This is a genomic window from Legionella bononiensis (assembly GCF_016786215.1).
In the GTDB taxonomy this organism is placed as follows: domain Bacteria; phylum Pseudomonadota; class Gammaproteobacteria; order Legionellales; family Legionellaceae; genus Legionella; species Legionella bononiensis.
In genome coordinates, this window is the sequence record NZ_JADOBG010000022.1 from 344,246 (window position 1) to 367,069 (window position 22,824).

Genomic DNA, 22,824 nt, shown 5'->3' on the forward strand with positions numbered 1-22,824 from the left:
TTACTGGACAGGGGGAATAAGATTCTTAGCACTCTCTTCAATTAACTTATCCATAGAGCCCAGAACTTTGTTTGCGGTATTCATACTAGCTGTACGCGCTTCGAATAGTCTCCAGTTACCGCCTCTGAACAGTGCCGTTATTGCGAACAGGACGTTTATAATATCAAGAACAATTTGTTTGTAGCCACGATGTTTCTCCAAAACCGGTTTTGCCTTTTCCAGTGCGTCAGTACAATTTTTCTTGAAGAGAGCGGCATTGTCTTTGGGGTTTATTAATAAAGTGTTTACTTCCCCTTTTAGCTTATGATAGAGATCGAAGGCAACTCGAGCGGGTTGCTCGTATTTAGGATTATGAGTAGCCTTAATGGCATGAGACAAGGATTTTAATCTCAACTCTTCCAGAATACAGAGGAATTTACCCTGGATGTTGTTCGACATTAAATTTAATTTAATGGATTCTTTGTGCTCGTCACGTTTATGTTCCAACCACTGATTTTTTGTGTTTTCAGACAGAAGAGCACCGTGTTTGAGGGCTAAAGCCAGGCTGTCATAGTCGTTTGTGTTATTCAGAGTTTTCAGGAGCTGATCTTGAGTTAACCAGTTCCACGCTTTAATTGTTCCACTGTATTCTGGTTTATTAAATAAAAACTCGGCAACAGTACTGTTCATTCGGGGATGAGCGAGAAATGTGTCTATTTGTGCTGTATCGAGTCGCATAGTGGCAAGCACCATTAACTCATTCTGAAAAAAGTTTTTGTCCAGATTGATTAAAGCATCCAGTTCTTGTTTGTCAGCCTTACGAATAATGGGCTCTAGACTTACATGATCCAGTGCTTTCTTGCCTAAATTGTGTAACAGTCTAAGTGCCAGACTGGGGCTTATATTGGAAAAATTATCTGCGATAATTGCGCTTATATTAAGAGACGCATTGTGGATTTTGGCTTGTTTAACAATTTCATCGAAACATTGCTCCCATTGAGCATCGTGTTTTTTAATGTCACACACTTTGGTAGCAAGTTCTAATAATAAATTCAGGGGTAGCTGATTTCTCAGGATCAGCAAAGCCGCCTCTGCATCAAATGATCGATGACTTATGATGAGGCCAAGGATTCGGTCATTCACCAAGGGATGCTGAATCATTTTTAACAGAACTTCATTGCCAATCGCAGGCATACGCGCTATCTCCTGAAGAATCTCGCTGGTTACTGTTGTTCGTTGGTTTAGAAGCAATAGCAATTGAGGATCAGGGATGTTGTTTCTTAATAGAGCCCGCGCGGGTAATGCTGGATGTTGTAACAAACTGTGTTGTACCGATTCCGTCGCGGAGGGGTGATTGTAAATAAAATCCATTAGGGGCTGAGTCATTGTGCCTTTAAGAAGCTCAGCAAAGTGTTGTTCAGTCAGTGATAATCGATTGAGTTCTTTATATAAAACAGGGTTTTTGTTGATTATCGGATGCTTAATAATCAGCATTAATTCATCATCAGTCATTTGTCCATTATCAATTATGTCCAATAATACAGGAACAGTAAGCAATGGATGTTGAAGTAGCCCCTTGCGGACCTGTGAATTGGCGGATCGGTGGGTGTAGACTCGTTCTATAGTTTGTTGACTCTTGCAACGCGAAAGTATTGCTACTAAGTGTTCTTCGTCAAGTTGGCTTTTAGCGAGTAATGAGTTCATCACGTCTTCATTACATGCATCCGGATGCTTTAAGATCAGGAGAATTTCGTTTTTGGTAAATGATTTATCATTTAAAAGATTCAGAATGGTCTCAGGGGACAGCAATTTATGTCGTAATACCTGTTCAAAAATCTCCGAATCGGCAGAGGGATGGTTATACACGTACTCAAGGATCCGGTCATTGTAGCAGTGTATGAGAAGTTCCTTAAAATGTTCTTTCTTGAGTTGGGAACGCTGCAACGCCTGACTTTGAACACTAAAGTTATGACCTGATTGATGTTTTAAAATAACTATCAGTTCATTATCAGGGATGCTTTTATTATAAAAAAGCATCATAAAGAAGGATGCAGTCAGATTTTTATTCGATAAGAGTTGCTCCCGAATTGTGGAGTTTGCGGATGGGTGGCTGTATATTGCTATTGCGATTCGTTCATTGTCACAATGTTTTGCAATGAGTGTCAGTAAAACAGGTTCACTCAATTCTTTTAAAATCAGAATTCTAAGAATAACCGTTTCATTGATCGCTGTCGGATGTTTTAAGAGAAGGAGTAACTGGTCTTCAGGGAGCGTGTTATGTTGTACTATATCTTCAGCTCCACTAGGAGTGAGCAAGTGATGTTGCAAAACCTGTTTTTGTATCGTTAAACTCGCCGATTGACTGCTGTAAACATATTCAAGAGTTTTGGGCGTCTTGAGGTGATTAGTGAGAATGTGATTGTATAATTCGTCATCAAGTTGTTTTTGATTTTTAAGTACTTCCTGAATTACTTTTTCATCCGCTGCATAGGGATGTTTTAAAATAAGGAGGAGCTGCTCTTTAGTGAATTGTTTGTTATCGATTAAAAGCATCATGTGGCTTTTATTGAATAATGGATGGTTCAGTATCGGATCTAAAAGCTGTTCAGAACATGACGGATGCCCCTCGACTAGTGATACAGTGTATTCATTTTGCGCACGGTCTAATATTGAGTGTAACTGGGATTCAGTAAGGGATTGTATGTTAAGTAATGCAATGAGTGCATCATCATCCAGTTTTATCTGTTTGAGAATCTGGTCGATTACTGACTCTGTACTGCATCTTTTGACAATGAGTATCGCTTGAAAGCTTGTAACATCTTTTCTGGCTTCAAGAATTTCCAGTATTATGGATTCATCATATTTCCTGTTGTTAATGATGTTAAAAATTAGTTGGTTTGTAGGAAACTCTGAATGAATTATGGGGCGTAAGTCATCCAGATTCATTGCACTTTGGATACACTCTTCAAAATATTGATTGAATAGCATCTTGCCTTTAAAGGCAGGGGTAGTATTCAATATGTTGATAAGATGTATGCTCATATGTGTCATTTCGACGAGCTGTTTACCAATCGGTAGTTCAACTGACTTCGGTGGTTCGAAGTGTCGCAATTGGTAAAATTGTTCAAGAGTCATCCCCAGACATTGTTCAATAGGCTCCTTTTCTTCTGCTTTCAATAAATTAATAAAGCTCAAAAAAGGAATCGGCGAATGATATTGCTCAAAACGTTGCAGCAAACTCCTAAGCGACATAAGGTGCTTTAAATGTTTATCGACATAGATGAGGCTATTCATGGGCAGGTTGAACTGGATTTGTAAGTCTTCAAGTCGAATCAGTTTTTTATCCCAGTTCTGATTGATATAGACAAAAACTTCCGCTAACTTGCGATACTCTTTTTCTTGTGCAGGGATGATGTTGGGGAGTATATCAATCCAGTTAAACTGAGTCAGGTCTTCATAGGGATGGTCGGCAATATAAGTATATCCTTCCGCTTTAGCCTGGGTTAGCGCTTCTTTCAGTTGATGAAGACTTGCTTCACATCCAGGACGATAGGGCATTAAGGTGTTTTCAAAAAAATTGATTTTTTCTTCAGGATGAGCTTTTAGCCATAATAAAGGACTATCCTGGTTTAACAGACCGGAAAATTCCCCATTAAAAAAGCGGATCTGCTCTCGTATTATCTGGTAGCGCTCAGTTTGAAGCATCCCATCTGGTCGGTTCCCTGCAACTACTGTGTCCATTGTCGTCGAAATCCAGCTTGATTTTTTTTTATCATTGAACGCCTTTCTTGTCAGTTCCTGGGCTTCCTGTGGAGTAACAATCATTGCAGTGAGTTCGCCTTGATAGTTTTGGTGGTACCATATTAAAAATACGGGTTTAATAAATGCGTTTGCACATTCAGTTTGTCCTCTATAGTTATACGCGTAGTTAGTACTGGCCATAAGGTTGTCTGAGAAGAGATCAGGATGTTTATTTCCACGTGCACATACTGCATTTAAGCTCAATGCCACTTTTTCAAGCGCTTCCTTATTATGAAAAAATGAGTCAAGATCGTATATGTAGTTCCAATTTTGCGCTGGTTTTTCTTTTAATTGGGCATTGTAAAATTCATTCAGGGTTAATAGTTCAATCTGAACTTCTTTTTCAACCTCTTTTTGTACTTCAACTTCCGTACTAAAGGAATTATCAATGGCATCATATTCAGGTAAACAGAATGGGATCGCTTTATTGATAATGGATTGCAGTTCGCGGGACATCTGTTTAATGTCTTCAGCAAAAGGGGGCATGTCAGCTGATTTTAATCTGGATTCCCACAGATTTTTCATTTGCTTCTTAAACTGTTTAAGGATTACTCCTATGGCTTGTTTTTTATTGATACCACCATAAAGAGCAAAGAGATCCAACGATTGAGTCTCTTCAAAAAGCGGTCGGAAATGTTGCATTAAAGCGGCTTTTTTATCCGCCTGTTCTGATGGAATATCCTGAATCAGGGTTAGGAATTTTCTTCTTATATGATTCCGCATTTGGCCTTCTGCGGCAGCAGGGGCATCCATAACCACAGCCATTGTATCATTGTGCTTGAATTTGGCATCCAGTTGTTCCAATGACAGTTCTTTCATGCGCTCAGGAGTGATCAGTTCATTGGTTTGATCTAAATCCAGTTCTCTTTCCCGCATTGAACCTTGTAATAATTCTTGCTTGGTTGTTTTATCATCCACTAAAACCAGTGCGTGCGCTTGAGCGAATTGTTTAATATCAATGCCTGTAGTGTGAATTTGATCATATAAGGTAAAGCGTTCTTCAGGGGTTGAGTCGAGCAGACGATTTAATTCATCATTATCTGTTGTACCCAGTATGATGGTTTTATCTGGGGCGTTAACATTTAAAGCACATAACACCTGGTCTTCATTAAAATACAGAACCTGTTTTAACGGAGTGCTGAACTGAGCTGGGTTCGTTCTGATGTATCGAGCTATTTCTTTAGCGACTTCCAGATTACTGACACCAGTAAATGTTCCTTTAATATCGATGATGCAGCGTGTTCGATCGCGGGCTTTGGAGCGAGAAATGATGTCGTTTATAAATTGAGCGCAATGGTCATAGTCACAGCTTGAAACGGAAGTCTTACTCCGCATGACTTCAAAAATATATCCGTCTGATCCGAGGGAAGAACTTTTATCGTAATCCAGTCGTTGATGATAAGCCGCACCATTTAAGGATGGAGTGCCTGATACCCCCTGAACGCTTCGATATTGGTCGGTATGATTGAAGTTATCGCTGGAAAGGATGGCACTGTCCTGCTTGATTTGTTTTAGCGAATATTCCCTTAAAAAATCAAAAATGAGCGAAGTGTTCGATTGAAGTCGTTGATGCAGCTCGGTCATTTGAGCATCATTTTTACTATCAACCTGACTTAACCGAATGCCTAATCCACTGGTTAATAATGCAAAACCTTGAGCTGTAGGTGTATCATCAATTGAAGGAATCTTGTCTGAATCAGCAGGTATCTGGAGTTGCAATAATTCCTGTCGGGCTAAGGCTATCCATTCTTCAATCCGTTCAACCAGTTGTTCCTTGCTGACTCCTTTGAGGAGCATCATTTGAATGGTTTTGTTAATTGCTTCCAGTTCTTCCTTGTAGCGATTCCTTTCGTTAGGCGTGTCCACTCCAGCATAAGGAATCGCCAGCGTTTTCTCCAGAGGACTTAAATCTTTACGATGTGATTCACCGTAGTTTTTACCCAGTTTCTGGGTCAGGGTCTGTTGCAACCGTACATTAATTTCTTGTTTAAAAAATGCTAATGTTGCCTGGTCATCCTTGCTTGCGGTACTAACCGCTTCAGGCATCGAAGGCGAGCTATTGGTCAGATAGGCAATAAGTTCCGCCTGAACATGGGCACCGTATTTGGTTTTTGCCTGGGCCACAAAGGTGCTTAATGGGCTGGAGGGATCCGTAATGAGCTTGACTGCCAACTCTGTTTTAAACGGTGTCCAATCATGAGAGTCATCATATGAAGGGGCTTCACGGATGATGTTCTGATCAATAAAACTGAACAGAGCGATCGCGTTTTTGATTAACGATGGGCTGATGGGTTTTGATTCACCTAAGGTATAGTTAAGCTTTTTCTTTATAGATAAGCCTTGATGGACTTCATCAATGAGGCAATCGGCGTGATTTCGGAAGAGGTTGGTAATTTTATCACACCAATAAACTTGCTTTTTCCATGTTTCATCGTGCTCTGCGTTTGAAAGCAAAAGCTCTACGTACTTTAATTCCAGCGATTGAATGGACTCTCCGGTGGTCACCAGATAGCCTCGAGTAGTCATGACTTCTATCAATAACTGGTACATTTGTTCGAAGCGTTCAGGAGAACAGTCACTGTCTCGATTGAATTCAAAACGGTAGGCTCTTTTGCCAAACAGACGTTGTGAGGTACGGTTTAAATCAACGTGATTCGTTGCTAACAGCGCTTGGGGGACTTCAATTACCACCAGGTTGTCGCCCTGTGCTTTCTTTTCAGCCAGAATAGGGAGAATTACCTTGGATTTACCGCCACCCATAATGATTTTTTCGATGGTTTCATTAAAGCGACGTCCTTCCTTAGGTTCTTTGAGTAAGGATTCCAGGGCGCTAACTTGTCGTTTGCGCAACAAGATCTTGTCTTCATGCTGCAAAATCACTATGGATGGATCATCAAGTCCTGGAATTTCTGTTCGAGCCAGTATATCCAGAGCTTGAGCCATGATATTGGCATTACCAGTAGTTAATGATTTGCTCAGGTTGGTTTTTACTTTTTCCAGAGACTGAAGTTGTATTCCGTGCACTAAGGATTGATGGATTAAATCGTGCAGGCGTTGTACGTTTTCAAGACTCAAACCTGTTTTTTCAACGCTGTAGGCAAAGTCTGCTCGGGAGTAGAGTGACAGCAGATCAGACTGTGTTAATGCCGCTCGGGCCCTGGATTTTTTTTCAATAGACCATATCCTGCGTTTTTTAGGATCTTCAGGACCTTGATTGGCAAGAGCAAGAGCTTCAGACCAGGATTGTTTTATCTGTTGAACGAGCAAGGGTTCTGCAGTTTTTGCGGCGGTGAGCAGTTTTTGGGTCAACTCAGGAGATTGGATTAATGTCCTTGCAGCCAACCTTTTTTCATGCTCAAGGGCAAAAAGAATTTTTCCCGCCTGTTCTTCAATGGCGAAGGTGTGTTCCAGATCATTTTTGAGGCCTTTACTCAGTAAAGAAATCGCTTCGTTGGCTTTCTCTTCAAGTTCTTTATATTGAGCAAGTACTCTGTTGATTGCCTCTTTTGATCCAGCCGACTGCTGGAACAGTAGGGGTTCTATTCCCATTTGTGCGATTAGGGAAGGTAAAGCAGTTCGGGTCACTTTTAAAGGGGGGTGGTCCGGACGTTCATGATGAGCCAATAACTCTTCAGGTTTTGCTAAAATGTGTTGGTAGACGTCTTTAGCCTGATAAACAGACAAGGGAGGGACTTTTAACCGATTCAAGTGTAAGACTAATTCATTGAATTTATAAGTTTTATACTTGAATGTATTATGACTCTCTGTGGTTAATAATCGATATAATATATTACATAACAAAGGTATATTGGATTCTTGATGTTCTAATTGGGTGTGACGTGTAGCAATTAAGGTTTGAGAACAGAAGTCGTATAATTCTTTGCGTTCCTTTGAGGCTATTGTACAGGCTAATTGTAAGAAGGCAGGAAAATGTTTAATGAAATCATCATCAGTCATTACAGATGAAAGAGCGCTAACTGCTACCTGTTGCTGATGAGGACTGACGTCGTCTCCAGGTAATTTATGAAACCACTGCTCCATTAATGCGATTGTACTCTGCGTGAGCAGATTCTGTTTTATGCTGCTGGAAGCAGGAAGTTCCAAATCAATCGGTACTAATTCCAGGACAGTCGATTTGGCAACAACAGGTTTTAAACGGGCCAGATTTTCATTAATAAAGTTTAATCGATCTTCATCGGCACGCGATAATGATTTATCGGCAGTTTGTCGAGCCAGGATCCCATCGCGTTCTTTAAGCAGTTCTTCAAGACTTAAACTCATCCATTCATAACCCAAAGCTCCTTGAGGCGCATGGTCTTTGGGTTGTGATTGATGGTAATAAGATAATAACCTTTTGCGTTCCAGGGGTGAAAGAATATAGCTGTGCTCTAAATGGCGTCGCATGGTTTGTAAGCGAGAAAAAGAGTGATATATCCTTTGTGGCAGGTTATTTTGAAAAGTTGTTAATTCATCTTGTCTTAATGATTCATAAAGAGCATTGGCAGTTCCCTCGGGAAGCTTGGTATCTTTTAACTTAATGGGGCCATTTTGGGTGAGGTAATCACATAAAAGACTCATTGCTTTTAATTGACACGCAACATAGGGGGGTGTTCTTCTTTTGGGTTTATTTTGTTCGTACTCACTCTTATCACTGGGAAGAATGTGCGGCATTTCATTGCATATCCAGTGGATAAATTGCAGCTCTTCAGGACTCCCTGTTAATCCTCCCAATCGGGTATTACATTCCTCCAAAGTCTTCCAGGCTTTTTCCGTTTGATTGGTCGCCATATACACATAAACAAGATACAGGGCGTCAGCGACGTTATCCGCAATGGGTTCACCGTCCTTGATTCGAAAACTGATGTAGTGTCCCGAGTTTTGGTACTGCCACATCGGTTTTTGAAGGGGCGGATTACTTTTCCAATGAAATTGGAGCCTGATTTCAGGAATGAGTCCATGTATGTCGTGTTCTACTGGATAGAACTCACTTTTTTGCGCTCCCTCTTCTGTAGCATAGAATCGGGCGACTGGAACAATATAGCGTTGCTGATCTTTAGAGGTCAGAACCAGGCCGGCTACACCAGGATGAATTGGTGATGGAGAATCGACTACTAGCTCACCTGTTTCCTTGTTAATGATTTGTGAATTTTTAAGCTCAAAATTCAGATTATACCTTGGGAGGCTTACATAAGAACCGGATTGACTTTCATGAGATAAGAGGAACAGAGAACTTTCAAACTGTTTGAGTAATGGTGGATTATCGCTCGATAACTGGGCTTTCGTTTCGTTTCCTTTTGAATCAAGTGCTCTTAGCTTGCCATTGTACACTGAATATATTGGAATATTATTTTGAACTAATATCCCATGGTTGAGGCTGTTCACATCCCGCCAATAATTCATCGTACCGTCAGTTAGAGTTTTGGGTAGATCCGCTCTAATAGGCAGGATATTTTTATTGGCATGCAATGCCTGATGATTTTCAGTCAGCGCCTGCAGTTCATAATCGCCTTGAATGCTTTGAATGGTCCATTTTTTTCGAACCGTTAACTGGTTTGCATTATGGTACAGGTGAACCTCTTGTCCCTTTTCTGACAAAATCATATAACTTTGATTAGAGTTCATGAGACATTCTTTAACATGCTCTAGTCCCAGTTCCTTGATTAATGGGTGATTTTGAATAACCAGCGGCACACCACTTCGAGCAAGGCCGCGTTCAAATAATTTTCCTTGTAACGCATTAAATTCATAAGATTTGCGAGTTAACTGGTTTTCAACATAAAACACTGGAAATTGGCCTCTGATAATGAGATCGTTTTCAGTGACGTGTTCTACTTCCTGTAATGCGCTTGTTATTGTTTGTCCTAAAGCGACTCTAGGTTGTTGCCTGATGATCGCTTTAAATTGGGCAATAGCGCAGTCTACACTCAGACGATGCGCTTTATCCTCCAGTATCAGGGGATTGGTATGGCTATTCAAATAGATATAGGCTTTATAAGCCAGGGTAAAAATCTCATCCGATTGTTCACCTTGATCCATGCGCGCTACCAGGCTCAAAAATAGATAATGTTGCAGTACATAGATTACTTCAGGCTCATTAGGCAGCGACAGTTGTTTTTCCAGATCATGTTGAATGTCTTGAAGTCTTTTCATACCTGTTGGATTTTTATCCAGGGCAAGATAGCGGCTGACCAGAAAATCGAGGCGTAAAAATTGAAGTGAATCACGTGTATGTTGTCCATTTTGAGTAAAAAACCGCATCCCTGTTTTGAGATACGTGTCAAACTGGGGAATAAATTGAGGCTTCTTGCTCGCATTTAACAGCAGTCCAGGTTGGAAGATATTCGCTTCAACGTAGCGTTGATTGGACTCGTCTGACAATGAATCAATATGACGTGTAAAGTAATCAAGAGTGAGCGGAATTTGCAGTTCTGGATCACTTCTCAGATGCAAATAATCTCTTGCTACTATATCAGCCTGAGTGATTTGTCTGGCGCTTTCTTTATCATCAGCCGGTTTTTCCGGGTTTAATTGAATAGAGTTGGCTGTTTTGCTGGTAATTCGTTTGGAGTAGGCCGTGAATTCAGAAACATCTGCTTCAAGGGCATCTTTAGCCGGCGAATCTTTTAAATTGTATTTGGATTGAGTTAATCCAGTAACTAATTTCTCGCTGGAAATGAAGCCGGGAAATAAAGGTGATGATACGCGAAAGGTGTTGTAATCGATACTCAATCTAAACCAAACCCTATCCAGATATTCTTGTTTAAAAAATGGATTGACGGCTTTTCTGAGCGTGGACTCATGTTCCATATGGTTCACAACTTTTGTGATAATGGGGTTAAATTTAGCATCAAGACGTTTGGTATTATCATAATGTCGTGCGATCAAGAATAATGATTTTAGTCCCAGCCTCCTGATTTCATCATGCAGTTCCGTAGTGTTTTGGCCAAATTCTTGATCGTAAAGAGCCATTAATTCATTATTCAGTTGAGGTTCAGATTCCAATAATAATTTTAAATAGCGATGATAATCGTCTGTATACTGTCTTGTTGCATTTTTGTAACGTTCCTGCATTTCTTTGAATCGCTGATCAAGGACAGGATTATTCGTGGCATAAAAAGGGTTTCTGTCCTGATTTCCTATAAGGGATTGCATCAGACAATGTGATAAAGGTAAAAATGAGGGCAGATTGCTGTTTAGTGGGATGACTGTATAGGCATCGATTTGCAGACTGATGATGCTCAAAAGCATCAAGTTTATGGCCGGATTCTGTTCTTTGTTAAACCAGTTGGTTTTAAGTTTGAGAAGTAGACCCTGAATCTGTTGTAGCTGGTCTTTAAATCGCTCAAAATCATTCATGCTGAGCAGTTCACGATAAAAATCGGGATTATTCGGCAATTTTGGACCCAGAGGCATCTCCAAAATAAGTCGTTCAAGATAATTGTATTGAGTAGCCGGATCATTAATAGCATTGATGTTTGAAAGGGCTCGTGTGAGATTGTCAAGGAGGTTTGTCCCGTCCTTCAATTCAATCATCGTGGGAATGAGGGCATCATGCGCCTGTTGATCCAGTTGGATTTGAGGGGCTGCATTGGCTTGGGAGTGAATAGTTAATGAAAAAACTTCCGCATGGGGGAGCGATTTTACTACAGGTGCGTCAAATGGTGTTGCGCTTAATCGTTGTTCTAATGCAACTATTTTATCGTGTTCTGCTTCAATTTCAATTTCGTTAAATAGATCGGGACTATTCAATATCTTTAAATTATTATCAATAGCCAGACGTATTTGATCCAATACTCCCGGGGTGTAGGGTACCTGTTTATTGATGCAGGATTCAACATAATCAACCAGAGCGTACTGTTTGAACTGGAACATGAACCCTTGATATGCTTTTAGTGATTGGGTGTTTATCTTGAGCATTTGATGGGGTGATCGTTGTGAACACGTTCCTGACAATTGTCCACCGGTATAGGCATGCTCTGAAAGTCCTTGACTTGCATCAATTTCTACCCCATTAACGTAGCTGATGCTGGGTAGAATTTCTTCATAAAGTACTTTTTCATTCAAGGGTTTTTTTCTGGAGTGTGCTGGCAATGGCAACCTGGCTTTAAGAATTTTTGCAATAAAATGAACCAGTTCTTCCCTTTCTTTGGCAGAGGTCGGAGTGGGGATATGCCAGGATTTTCTTGGGTTATATAACTCTTTTTCTGTAGCTGATTTTTTGGCATGGTATTGTATACCTGCGCCTGCATTGATTGCGCTAAAAATGAAACCTGTGTCGTCAGGCGTAAATTCATACACCATGGAATGACCGCCATCACTGTTATGCCATCCTCCAGGGAGTAGAGTTTTGCCCTTCTTGGGCATATTGATAATGTGTTCAACTATTGAATCAGCCAGTTGATTTATATCCCGATCAAATAGAGCTGCTTGAGTCATGTTTGACGTTTTTTGCTCAATACTGCTGATGTACTTCATCTGATCGATTAAAGTACTGTACTCAGGGGGAAAGGGTTGTTTCGTATGGATGAGATGATCCAGGTACTGACTCAGATATTCGACCGTTCTGGCGAAAGGATGTCCTTGTAGATGGTAGGTACCGGTAAGGGATGAGTCGTTTTCAATATGGCCAAACAATGAGGCATCTATAAGCATGTTCTGTTCAAATTATATTAATATGGAATAATTATAGTTCATTGTGTTTTTAATTGAAATACCGTGAGTAAAATAGATGGTAATGGAATTATTGATGGATAAATTTTATTATATTTTATCAGTATGAGGATACTTATGGCTATTAAACTGTTCCGCTTCCTTACGGTCGCGGCTCGGTTCTCTTGTTCATGTTCTGTCGATGAAATGATTCGTTTGTTTGTTGCTTAAGGACTGGGACTTTTGGTGAGAGTAAGTTGGGCTGGATTTCCTGATCATCCAGGGTTACTGATAGGAGATCGGGATCAATAACGGGTCTTCCCAGAAGGCTCAGTGTTTTCAGACTGCCATTTTCGTTGGTTTCAGTATAAACCGGTTTAATCTTAAGTTCGGTTTTTAAATCGTGCTCATCCGAATCGAACACTTTGTATCTGTTTACATTACGTAGATAGTCTTCTGTTGCAGTTTTATCAATCAGTTTATGTTGATTTTCTTTTAGAAATTGAAATGATTGATTGATTTGCTCATTCATAGTCTTTCTGGATTCTTTTCCACATAAGGTATCCAGATTGTGAATGTGCGGCAGTATACTTTGGAACGGGTCATGTCCGTGAACATAGGTAAGGGTATAGCCATTGTGAGTCGCAGGTCTTGCAGTATCTGTATCTTTTGCCAGGTTCCATCGATTCCAGATGAAATAAACCAAAGGACTGGCAGTACATTCATCTTCTGACATATTGGTTTTATCATGGATGTTGTGATTATGAATCAATAAATGAATGGTATTGTTGTTAGCGTAATTTTGGAATTGGAAATTAATCTGTTCGATTGTAGCTGCCAGGGCTTCTTTGGAGGAGTCATCATAGTGTAGTCTTAATCGATTGGTTAACTTGCGAATACTGTCAAATCGAATAGGCGCATGACTGAACAGGGTGATGCCTTCTTGATTCAAGCTGTAATCAATAAGGTTCAGAGCAGGATTGTAACTTTGTTTTACTATACGAGACAGTTCTTCTTTATTGATAAGATCATGCTCCAAAAGTAATTTAAGTCCAATAAATGAGGTAATTTGTGCCTCATTGATGGTACCCATAGGTAGAAATGGTCGTCCGTTCAGTAATTCTTCGAAAGCGTAAATAAATTCACAGCTGTGATTCGAAAGTATGATGCGTACGTTACTGTGATGGTGCTGAAGAAATTCTAAAATTCTTAACGTAAAATAATCACAATTTCCTCGATCTGCAATTTCATCACCAATTAATCGTAGAAGCGTTTTATTATCTATTAATTCCAGAGTGGTCATCAAATGATTAAATTGATTGAGGCAAGCGCGACAGTGTTCTTTTTGTTCGAGTAATTGCTGTACCAGGCTTTGTTTAGTATTCAGGTTATTTTGTAACTGTTCTGTTATGTGCTTTTTTTGGATGATCCATTGCGCTATTTGTGATGAGTTATGCTGTATTGCGCTCGTTACATGGTTCTCAGTGCTGGCAAGTCGTTCTTCGGCGTTCGTTATTTTTAGTTGTATGAAGTGTAAGGTGATCTGCAGCTCCCGGTATGTCTGGAGTAGGTCCCCATAGTGTTCATAAACTGTTACAAACTCTTGGTAGGTATTCTCTTTATTGATTACTTCCTTTTTAAAGCCGATGATCTGATGACGAAAGAGAAAATAGAGCAGTTTGATGGGATTGCCATGTAAGTCGCCCAAGGTAAGAGAGCCTAGACTGATATCCAATTGATTTGGAATGCTGTAAATATCAACATTATTATTAATAACCCGACGGGTCATGGTCTAATCCCTTAAAACACTATCAGTACTTATGAACTGCGTCCTGATATTATCTTAACTTAAAGTGATCGCATGAAGCTATAAATAAACGGCAGCAGATTCGTTTTGATGTTTTGATAAATCCAGTCATTTGCACTCTTGGTATTACAGGCTCCTGGTTTTACAAGAGCCTTGATTAAGTAATGACGCTTCAACTGGAAATTGCTCCATCAGCTACGGCGTTTCTTTTGATTCGATAGGCTGCGAATGCATCAATCATTTTAGCAAATGCTCCATTACCCAGGACATTAGCGCTGGTAATGACCGGATCAAAAAGAATGTACAGTGCTGTAATCAAAGACATCATTTCAGCATTAAAGCCAAGATAAGTTTCAAGGATAGGCAGCATTACAATAATTCCGCCACCGGGTATGGCCGCTACAGAAAATTTGGCTAATACAAAATAGAAAGTAAACAGAAGATACGTTAATAAAGAAGGTTCATCCATTCCAAAACTTTTTAAGACCGCGTAAGCAAATATGGGGATGGCAAAACAATCACCAATCAGATGAATATTCACTGTAGCAGGAATAACTGCACTCGACAGTTCTTTATTCTGTGTACTGTTTTCTACGCCAATAATAGTAAGAGGCATACTGGCTGCGCTTGACATAGTGCTAAAACCGCTAATAACTGCAGGCAGCATATTTTTGAGATCTTTGAATAATCCGGTAATTCGAAACTGGTTTAAACACAACAAGACAAATCCGATATAAACAAATTGAGCAAGGGCTATTAGGAGAAAAATAGGGGCGTAGTCTTTGATGATGACCGATACCACTCCATCGTACTGCAATTTGATAAGAAATCCGGCCACAAATAAGGGTATGAGACAGACAATGAATGACAAAAGAACGTGCATCACGTTGTCAATTTTGCGCACAATCATCAATGATTTATAAGAGTTAAGTCTGGACAGGATGAAACCCAGAATAATTCCCGCAAACATAGCCTTGTCGTTTGCAATTAATTTGGGCGGTTCAAACATCCATAAAGGAAGCAGCTCCATGGTTTTAGGAGGAACTATCATCGAGAAACCCAGGTGGTATATCCCTATTCCAACAAAATGACTAAGAAAAGTGGAAATAAAATTGGAACAGCAGACAAAGATCAGGATCATGCCAATAACTTTGGTTGCTTTACTGGATAAGGTCAGTACTGTTTTTAACAGGAGAGCAAAGATAATAAACGGCAGGGCAAGAACAATGAGGGATTTAATACTCAGACTTATAGAGTATAAAACTTGTTTTAGCCCGTAGGGCATCATCGGGGCAAAGCATAGAACTGCCAATATAATGGCTAATAAAATAAATGGCATTTTACGAAACATAACAATTCCTCGGAGAGGTTAAAAAAAAAGTAATGGAATGATGTGTATAGAAGATGAGTACCGGACTAGCCGGTGGTATTTGTGGTGTGAATTGTAGTGATCTGTTGTATTAATATCATTCAGGTAAAGCCATAAAGTATTAGTGTATTAATATTCTACAGAACAACCCTAACATATGTTTTTTTTTTAAGCAATACCCGGAGTTGAATTCTTTACTCTCAAGACTACCTTGATGAAATGCACAGTTGAACCTCATCCAGTGAGGATGTCGTTTGATAAATCAATCAATCCTGCAGATTTTTTAATCTGTACTATTATTTAAAGATGTTTTACATGCGCGATTTTATTCATTGGTTTAAATGGGTACAAGAACGTATCTTTACGAGTATTTGCGGGGCAATAAAGAGTGATGTTTCGTTTGTACTTCATAATGGAACGTTTCGACTCGCTCGGGAAGACATTGTTATATTGATTGTTAAACAGGGTATTAGTCCAGACATAGGTATTTCGCGATGATTACGATCAGAAAAGCCAAAGACAGAGGGATAACTCATACTCACTGGCTTAATAGCCTACACACCTTTTCATTTGCAGACTATTATGATCCTGAGTATATGGGGTTCAGCCAGTTAAGAGTGATAAATGAAGATACCGTTCAGCCAGGAATGGGCTTTGGGCGTCATTCTCATCAAAATATGGAAATTATTTCTTACGTCATTGAGGGCGAGTTAGAGCATAAGGACAGTATTGGAAACGGTTCCATTATTCGCTCAGGTGAAATCCAGTTGATGTCTGCAGGGATTGGTATAGCACACAGTGAATTTAATCATTCTTCTACAGCTCCAGTGCATTTTCTTCAAATATGGATTACTCCTGATGAACATAACCTCGAACCAGGGTATCAACAACAACCCATCATCAAAAAAGACAATCAATTAATCTTGGTTGCTTCTGGAGCAGCAGGTAACGGAGTTATTAAAATTCACCAGGACGTCGCTCTATATGCTGCTTATCTTGATGAGAATCAAGTACTGGACTATGAGTTCGGGATGAGTCGATGTGGTTGGTTACAGCTTATAAAAGGATCAATTGAATTCAATGGGCATCCTTTGTCCTCAGGTGATGGAGTCGCAATAACTCAAGAACCTATCCAAATTAAATCAAAAAATACATCTGAGTTTTTATTGTTTGATTTGCCTTGATTACTTTTAAAGGAGTACATTTTATGGATAAGAAACTGGAACTTCTAACACCACAAAATTCTGTTGTGTTATTGATTGATTACCAACCCCAAATGGTTTTTGGCGTTGTGAATATTGATCGTCAGAGTTTAAAAAATAATGCTGTAGCTCTTGCAAAATCAGCCAGATTATTTGATGTTCCCACCATTATTACCTCTGTTGAAACCGAGAGTTTTAGTGGTTATGTATTGCCTGAATTATTAGATGTCTTTCCTCAGAATGAACTTATTGAACGAACCAGCATGAATTCATGGGATTCGGAAAAAGTACGAAACAGCATCATTAGTACCCAAAGGAAAAAATTAATTTTAGCCGGTTTATGGACCGAAGTGTGTATCAACATGTGTGCCTTCTCTGCGATGCAGGACGGTTTTGAAACTTATGTCGTAGAAGATGCGTGCGGTGGTACCAGTGAAACTGCTCACAGATCGTCAATGAATCGGATGATACAGGCTGGAATTGTACCTTTGACCTGGCAACAGTTAATGCTCGAATGGCAAAGAGACTGGGCTCAAAAATCCACTTACAATGGAACCATGGATATAGTCAGAGAACATAGTGGCGCTTATGGAATTGGTGTTGATTACGCTTACACTATGGTTCATAAGCAAAAACCAAGAGCCAAATGGCAAGGCAAAGTGGTTAAATAAATCAGCTGAGGCGCTATTATGGACAGTATTTTCTTTAATGGTTTGTTTCAAGGTCCTGGAATTGGTGATCAGAAGACAACTGCTGTTGCAGTTAAAAATCAGCGTTTTGTTCAATTTGGTTTAGATTCTGAAATAATCAAATTAAAAACGCCTTCAACCCAAATGATCGATTTACAGAAGAAAACAGTTATTCCAGGACTAAATGATTCACATATTCATCTGATTCGCGGTGGTCTTAATTTTAATATGGAATTACGGTGGGATGGAATTAACAGTCTTGCTGACGCCTTGTATCTGTTAAAAGAACAGGCTCAACGGACCCCTGTGCCGCAATGGGTTCGTGTGGTTGGTGGGTGGACTGAGTTTCAATTTAAAGAAAAGCGGATGCCTACCTTGGAAGAAATAAACGCTGTTTCCAAAGATACCCCAGTATTTGTATTGCATTTATATGATAGAGCACTGCTTAATAAAGCGGCATTAGCTGCAATTGGTTATGATAAACATACTAAAGAACTTCCGGGAACCTTCATACAAAGGGATAAATCTGGAAATCCAACAGGTATGCTCATTGCTAATCCTAATGCACTCATTCTTTATTCAGCTCTGGCTCAAGGTCCCAAACTGGCTCACGCAGATCAAGTGAATTCCACGATATATTTCATGCGTGAATTGAATCGATTGGGAATAACCAGCGTTGTTGATGCTGGAGGAGGCTTCCAAAATTATCCTGAGGATTATGCGATTATTGAACATTTGAATCGGGAACATCAGCTCACAGTTCGAATTGCTTACAATTTATTTACCCAAAGACCCGGTAAGGAACTGGAAGATTTTTCACTGTGGACCAAAACAACAAAGTACCAACAGGGCAATGAATATTACCACCATAATGGAGCAGGGGAGATGTTGGTTTTTTCTGCCGCTGATTTCGAGGATTTTTTACAACCACGACCAGACTTGGCTGCGACTATGGAAGAGCAATTAAAACCGGTGGTGCGATTGTTGGCAGAAAATCAATGGCCTTTTCGCTTACATGCCACTTATGATGAGTCGATTGTGCGAGCATTAACTGTTTATGAGGAAATAAATAAAGAAATACCAATCAATACTTTAAATTGGTTTTTTGATCATGCTGAAACTATTTCTGATAAATCCATTGAACGAGTTAAAAATCTCGGAGGTGGTATTGCCATCCAAAATCGAATGGCATTTCAAGGGGAGTATTTTTTACATCGATATGGGAGCGAGACGACAATGCGTTCTCCGCCAATAAAAAAAATACTTGATGCAGAAATACCTGTAGGTATGGGTACTGATGCCACAAGAGTATCCAGTTATAATCCCTGGCTTTGTCTTTATTGGTTAACAACGGGTAAGACTATCGGAGGAACTTCTCTTTATCAGGAGGATAATATACTTTCCAGAGAAAAAGCATTGGAACTGTATACGAAAGGGAGTGCGTGGTTTTCAAATGAATCCACAATCAAAGGTTCCTTTTTGCCCAATCAATTAGCTGATTTTGCGGTGTTATCCAAAGATTTCTTCACCATACCGGATGAAGAAATCAAGGACATTTATTCAATCATGACAGTCGTTGGAGGCAAAGTTGTTCATGCGGGTGACCAGTTCTCAAACTATAGTCCTTCTCTACCCCCTGTTACTCCTGACTGGTCACCAATAAATCATTATGGAACCTATGGCGCTAATCGAACATTGACTCATAGCGTCCGTCACTCGCAGCATCTATGCAGGGAATTGCCGCATCAACATCATCATGATGGACTTTGGCAATGGGGTTCGCAATGCTTCTGTTGGGCATTTTGATTGCCCAACATCTCCTGACGAAATTGTTTTTATGAACCGTAAAGCATATTTTGAATGACAATGGCAGCACCAGCTACGGCAGCAGCTTGTAATGTCATTTTACTGGGCATATATTGTTTAAAAAATCCGTGATTGGAGTTTATATTTGTTGATTGACTCTCTGATTCTTGTTCCGGCTCAGAGGTTGGCATTTTCTCGGGCTCAACGGTAAGCATTTTTTTAGTGTGTAAGGTATCAGTACCTAATTTATCGGCATTTAACTCTCTATTACTAAAGAAGATATCAGTGCTTGAGCGGGGAGTTCCTAATAATTCGTCTAATAATGCTTTTGACTTTAATGCTTTTTGTTTTGATAATTCTTCTTGTTTTAATTGTTCCTGCCTTAATTGTTCTTGTTTTAAAGCATCTTGTTTTGCTCGTTCTATTTTAATTTGATGCTCAATCTTGTCTCCAATGCTTCTGGAGGAAGAGTTCAGTTGTTCTAACTCTAATGTTAACTCTCCAAGATAAGAATCTGAGGTTTTTCCAGAGGGAATATCCTGATTTAGTGATGCCTCTTTTTCATGTACATTTTGTTCTGCTGTTTTTATATTTTTAAGCAATGGAATCTCAATTGCCCAGGAAATTAACCAATAAAAGAATTTGGTTATAAACCCTGTATTTTGCCATTCCTGATTTACTTTGAGATGATATTGTTTGGCTTGTTCTAACTGATTTCTTTTGGTTGAGAATAAATCAATTTTAAGCTGTAATTGTACTTTTTGCTTATCCAGATCTTCAAGAGACATTCGAAGAATGGCCAGACTCTCAAGATCTTCTGATGTGTTCTTTAATTCTTTAAGTGGTGATTCGATACGGGGCAGTTCTTCTGGTTCGTCCTTTAACTCCTCAGAGGACACTTGGATTTGAGTCAGATCTTCCGTGGTTTCTGGAGCGTGCATTACTTCCTCAAGAGGTAATCCTGCTCGAGTCAGATCTGCTCGCTCTTCTGATGAGGACTCTTGATCTTCAATCGATTTTTGGATTTCGATAGCCTCAACAGGCTCATCAGAACTTTTTAGGTCCATTTGTTCTGGTTTCACCGAAAGAAAAGTACTGACTAATCTTGAAACATAATCATTAGCTGCTTCTTTGTTTTTATTTAGAAGCTGAGTTTCATCCAGTTCAATATTTTGACTTTGACAGTAATTCTTAATTTCAACAAGCATCGCATTTGCTTGATTGGCAGTAGGCTTCTTTTTATCGTTAACCGCGCTAGTTACGAAACCTTTCATAAAAAAATTAATTGATCCTTGATAACTGACCTCTGCGTAATTGGATAGATGTTGAAAATACAGGATTGCGAAAATCAAACTCTTGGGATTCGTTATTTTGGGTAAACTGAATTTGTATTCTTTATCTGGAGCCTTATAGACTACTTGATGGTTAAAGTCTTTGGCTATAGTATGCAGCGAGTTCACTACTTGTTTGATTTCTGTTATGCCTAATTTCTCTATTGTTAAACCAATAGCAATTAATTTGTTTGCTGTAGCAATTTGTCTGGAGTATTCTTCATTTCCAGTTGAATCTGCTGGAAGGCTATCAATACAATCCTTATATTGCTGCCAATAGGTAGTCATTGAAATCATGTCGTTCCCTTGTTTGAAAAAAATTCTGCCAATTATACTCTAATTGTCTGAAAAAATCTACTATTTGATTAAAAATTGAGTAATAAATGCGTAGAAATTGATTAAGTTCAGAGTGTTCGAAATCTTAGTCGGTGTTTATTGTGGTATCAATTGGTTCAGTTTGGATTTAACTTGCTCCACCCGTTGAATTAAAATTGTAATTTTTTCTGCGGTTTCTTGAGCTCCTTTTTCCCCTATAAAAAAGAAATGATTGCCATTAATACTTAGGGTGAGCTGAGTGTATAAACTGTTTATCAAGTCTGTTATGGCTTGCCACCGTTGAGGTGAAATATCATCTGGAATTTTGCCTTTTAAGTATCGTGCATAAATCATTTCACTGCGAAGTAAATACCAGCTGGCAGGATCAATCAGGCTAATCTTGGCTGTACCCGGATCAGTATCGACCAATAGAGCTATCCACGGAGTAGTGCTAAAATCCAAAACAGCGGCATCCTTCAATGTCGCATCCGTATTGCTGATAATTTTATTTCCCTGATGCCAATAACCCTCAGCGCTTAAGGCTGCTGGAATGTCTCCAACAAATTCCTCTTCATAAATTTTTTTAGGGATGATGATTTCACCCTGATCGTGTTCCTGAGCCTGTACTAATTGATAAAACAGTGGAATAACTGGTCTTCGGTCCGCCAATCCTTGTTTTGATATGATGTTGGTATCATATTGTCCCTTTTGCATAATGAATGGCAATGGCGGCATGGACGCGAGGCCAATAAATAATTGCACATCCAAACCTTTTTGATGCGCTGATTGAGTGAGCCGATTTTCGATGCTTCCTCCCATACTCCAACCCAGGATAATAAATTTCTTTTTCAATTGATGATCAGTGATGGTCTGGGAAATAATGGTGGCTGCCTGTTCGCCCCAATCCTGAATAGTAAAATCAGGATAAACCTGACTGTATACAGCGTTTTTTAATGGATAGGATAGAGCTAAAAAGGGGTAACCTTCTTTTTTTAACCAATAGGCCAGAAAATTTTTTGGATTCCCTGCAGGATATCCATAGGCGATCCTGGCCAGATGAGAATCACCAGGAATAAAAACCAATAAAGGTTTATTGCTGTCTCCCGGACTAAAGTAAACCAGAGATTCTACACCATTAACTTTGATTATTTTTTCGCCAGGAAATAAGGTGTTTTGACTAAAGCTGCATATGGACCAGCACATGAGAATAATGGTTAAAAGTTGATTCATGGCAGCTCAATTTGATTTTATTGATTTAATTGTAGTAAAGCAGCATTTTTTTAGCCAATTCGCCTGTCCGATTGAACGTTATTGGGTCTTATTGTGTACAAATAACTTTCAACTCCTGTTGCTGGGTTATTGGGTTATAAACCATAGTAGGCGGACAGGCTGTTTTCATCGGAGCAATCCCTGGCGCAGCTGCCGGACATAGCCCTGGGCATGGATTATCCAGATCATAGGAGCTGGCACAAATAGTCAAGTCGGTAAATTTGCAATTGCATTTGCAGGACGCCTGTAATTGAAAGGGTATTAAGCAGATTAATATCATAATGATCGTTTTCATCTGGAAATCCTTTTACGAATGGTTGCTAGGATAGGTGTTGATTTTAGAGTCATTAACGACCTATATGGTTAATATTGTAGCATATTTAGTGGTTGTCTGATGGATTCATTTTTCATACAAAATCAGGGTTGAGGCCAAGTTAATTTTTAATGAATGAATTTAATATTCTCTAATATGATTTTAATATTGGTAAAAAACCGAGCCGCGACCGTCAGGAAGCGGAATATTTAGATGACTGTAGATAGTATTCCGCTTCCTGACGATCGCGGTTCGGTTGCATACTGCTCTTGATATTACTGCCTTATTAGTTTA

10 protein-coding genes are annotated in these 22,824 nt (G+C 39.4%); 4 read left to right on the plus strand and 6 right to left on the minus strand.

The genetic code is table 11. The annotated features are described in order from the left end of the window. The 3 genes from IZU94_RS15160 to IZU94_RS15170 all read right to left on the minus strand — a co-directional run bounded on the left by IZU94_RS15160 (position 1) and on the right by IZU94_RS15170 (position 15,587). Entirely contained in the window at positions 1–12,432 is a 12,432-nt protein-coding gene (locus IZU94_RS15160) for a DUF3638 domain-containing protein (protein ID WP_203112473.1), read from the minus strand. A 160-nt stretch (positions 12,433–12,592) separates the two neighbouring features. Then, positions 12,593–14,218 carry a Dot/Icm T4SS effector Wip gene (gene wip, locus IZU94_RS15165; protein ID WP_203112475.1) on the minus strand — a complete coding sequence of 542 codons (1,626 nt, stop codon included), beginning with the start codon at positions 14,216–14,218 and terminating at the stop codon, positions 12,593–12,595. 190 nt (positions 14,219–14,408) lie between these two features. After that, positions 14,409–15,587, minus strand: coding sequence for a cation:dicarboxylate symporter family transporter (locus IZU94_RS15170; protein ID WP_203112477.1), 1,179 nt, complete (start codon positions 15,585–15,587; stop codon positions 14,409–14,411). Between the two features lie 333 nt (positions 15,588–15,920). Between IZU94_RS15170 and IZU94_RS15175 the strand changes: the two genes are divergently transcribed. From IZU94_RS15175 to IZU94_RS15190, 4 genes are read left to right on the plus strand one after another with little or no spacing between them, the layout of a single operon-like run. Further along, the gene (locus IZU94_RS15175; protein WP_203112479.1) at positions 15,921–16,103 is read left to right on the plus strand and encodes a hypothetical protein; all 183 of its coding nucleotides are present in this window, start codon (positions 15,921–15,923) and stop codon (positions 16,101–16,103) included. Continuing rightward, positions 16,100–16,789 (plus strand): pirin family protein, encoded by a 690-nt coding sequence (locus IZU94_RS15180; RefSeq protein WP_203112481.1) that lies wholly within the window; start codon positions 16,100–16,102, stop codon positions 16,787–16,789. The genes IZU94_RS15175 and IZU94_RS15180 overlap by 4 nt, the downstream gene beginning before the upstream one ends. A 23-nt stretch (positions 16,790–16,812) precedes the next feature. After that, positions 16,813–17,478 carry a hydrolase gene (locus IZU94_RS15185; RefSeq protein WP_203112484.1) on the plus strand — a complete coding sequence of 222 codons (666 nt, stop codon included), beginning with the start codon at positions 16,813–16,815 and terminating at the stop codon, positions 17,476–17,478. An 18-nt stretch (positions 17,479–17,496) separates the two neighbouring features. Next, positions 17,497–19,302, plus strand: a complete 1,806-nt coding sequence (locus IZU94_RS15190; RefSeq protein ID WP_203112487.1) for an amidohydrolase — start codon at positions 17,497–17,499, stop codon at positions 19,300–19,302. A gap of 29 nt (positions 19,303–19,331) precedes the next feature. Here IZU94_RS15190 and IZU94_RS15195 read toward each other — a convergent pair whose 3' ends face one another. From IZU94_RS15195 to IZU94_RS15205, 3 genes are all read right to left on the minus strand, one after another. Next, complete coding sequence (locus IZU94_RS15195; protein ID WP_203112490.1) at positions 19,332–20,930, minus strand: V-type ATP synthase subunit I domain-containing protein; 1,599 nt, start codon at positions 20,928–20,930, stop codon at positions 19,332–19,334. 135 nt (positions 20,931–21,065) lie between these two features. Next, positions 21,066–22,178 (minus strand): lipase family protein, encoded by a 1,113-nt coding sequence (locus IZU94_RS15200; protein WP_203112493.1) that lies wholly within the window; start codon positions 22,176–22,178, stop codon positions 21,066–21,068. Positions 22,179–22,266: 88 nt separating this feature from the next. Then, a complete protein-coding gene (locus IZU94_RS15205; RefSeq protein WP_203112496.1) occupies positions 22,267–22,512 on the minus strand; it encodes a hypothetical protein in 246 nt (81 codons plus the stop codon). Positions 22,513–22,824: the final 312 nt, after the last annotated feature.

What these genes read in the sequence shown, in the direction of transcription:
- IZU94_RS15160 (WP_203112473.1), bottom strand. Translation starts at nt 12,432, where the DNA reads ATGCTTATAGATGCCTCATTGTTTGGCCATATTGAAAACGACTCATCC.
- wip (WP_203112475.1), bottom strand. Translation starts at nt 14,218, where the DNA reads ATGACCCGTCGGGTTATTAATAATAATGTTGATATTTACAGCATTCCA.
- IZU94_RS15170 (WP_203112477.1), bottom strand. Translation starts at nt 15,587, where the DNA reads ATGTTTCGTAAAATGCCATTTATTTTATTAGCCATTATATTGGCAGTT.
- IZU94_RS15175 (WP_203112479.1), top strand. Translation starts at nt 15,921, where the DNA reads ATGCGCGATTTTATTCATTGGTTTAAATGGGTACAAGAACGTATCTTT.
- IZU94_RS15180 (WP_203112481.1), top strand. Translation starts at nt 16,100, where the DNA reads ATGATTACGATCAGAAAAGCCAAAGACAGAGGGATAACTCATACTCAC.
- IZU94_RS15185 (WP_203112484.1), top strand. Translation starts at nt 16,813, where the DNA reads ATGGATAAGAAACTGGAACTTCTAACACCACAAAATTCTGTTGTGTTA.
- IZU94_RS15190 (WP_203112487.1), top strand. Translation starts at nt 17,497, where the DNA reads ATGGACAGTATTTTCTTTAATGGTTTGTTTCAAGGTCCTGGAATTGGT.
- IZU94_RS15195 (WP_203112490.1), bottom strand. Translation starts at nt 20,930, where the DNA reads ATGATTTCAATGACTACCTATTGGCAGCAATATAAGGATTGTATTGAT.
- IZU94_RS15200 (WP_203112493.1), bottom strand. Translation starts at nt 22,178, where the DNA reads ATGAATCAACTTTTAACCATTATTCTCATGTGCTGGTCCATATGCAGC.
- IZU94_RS15205 (WP_203112496.1), bottom strand. Translation starts at nt 22,512, where the DNA reads ATGAAAACGATCATTATGATATTAATCTGCTTAATACCCTTTCAATTA.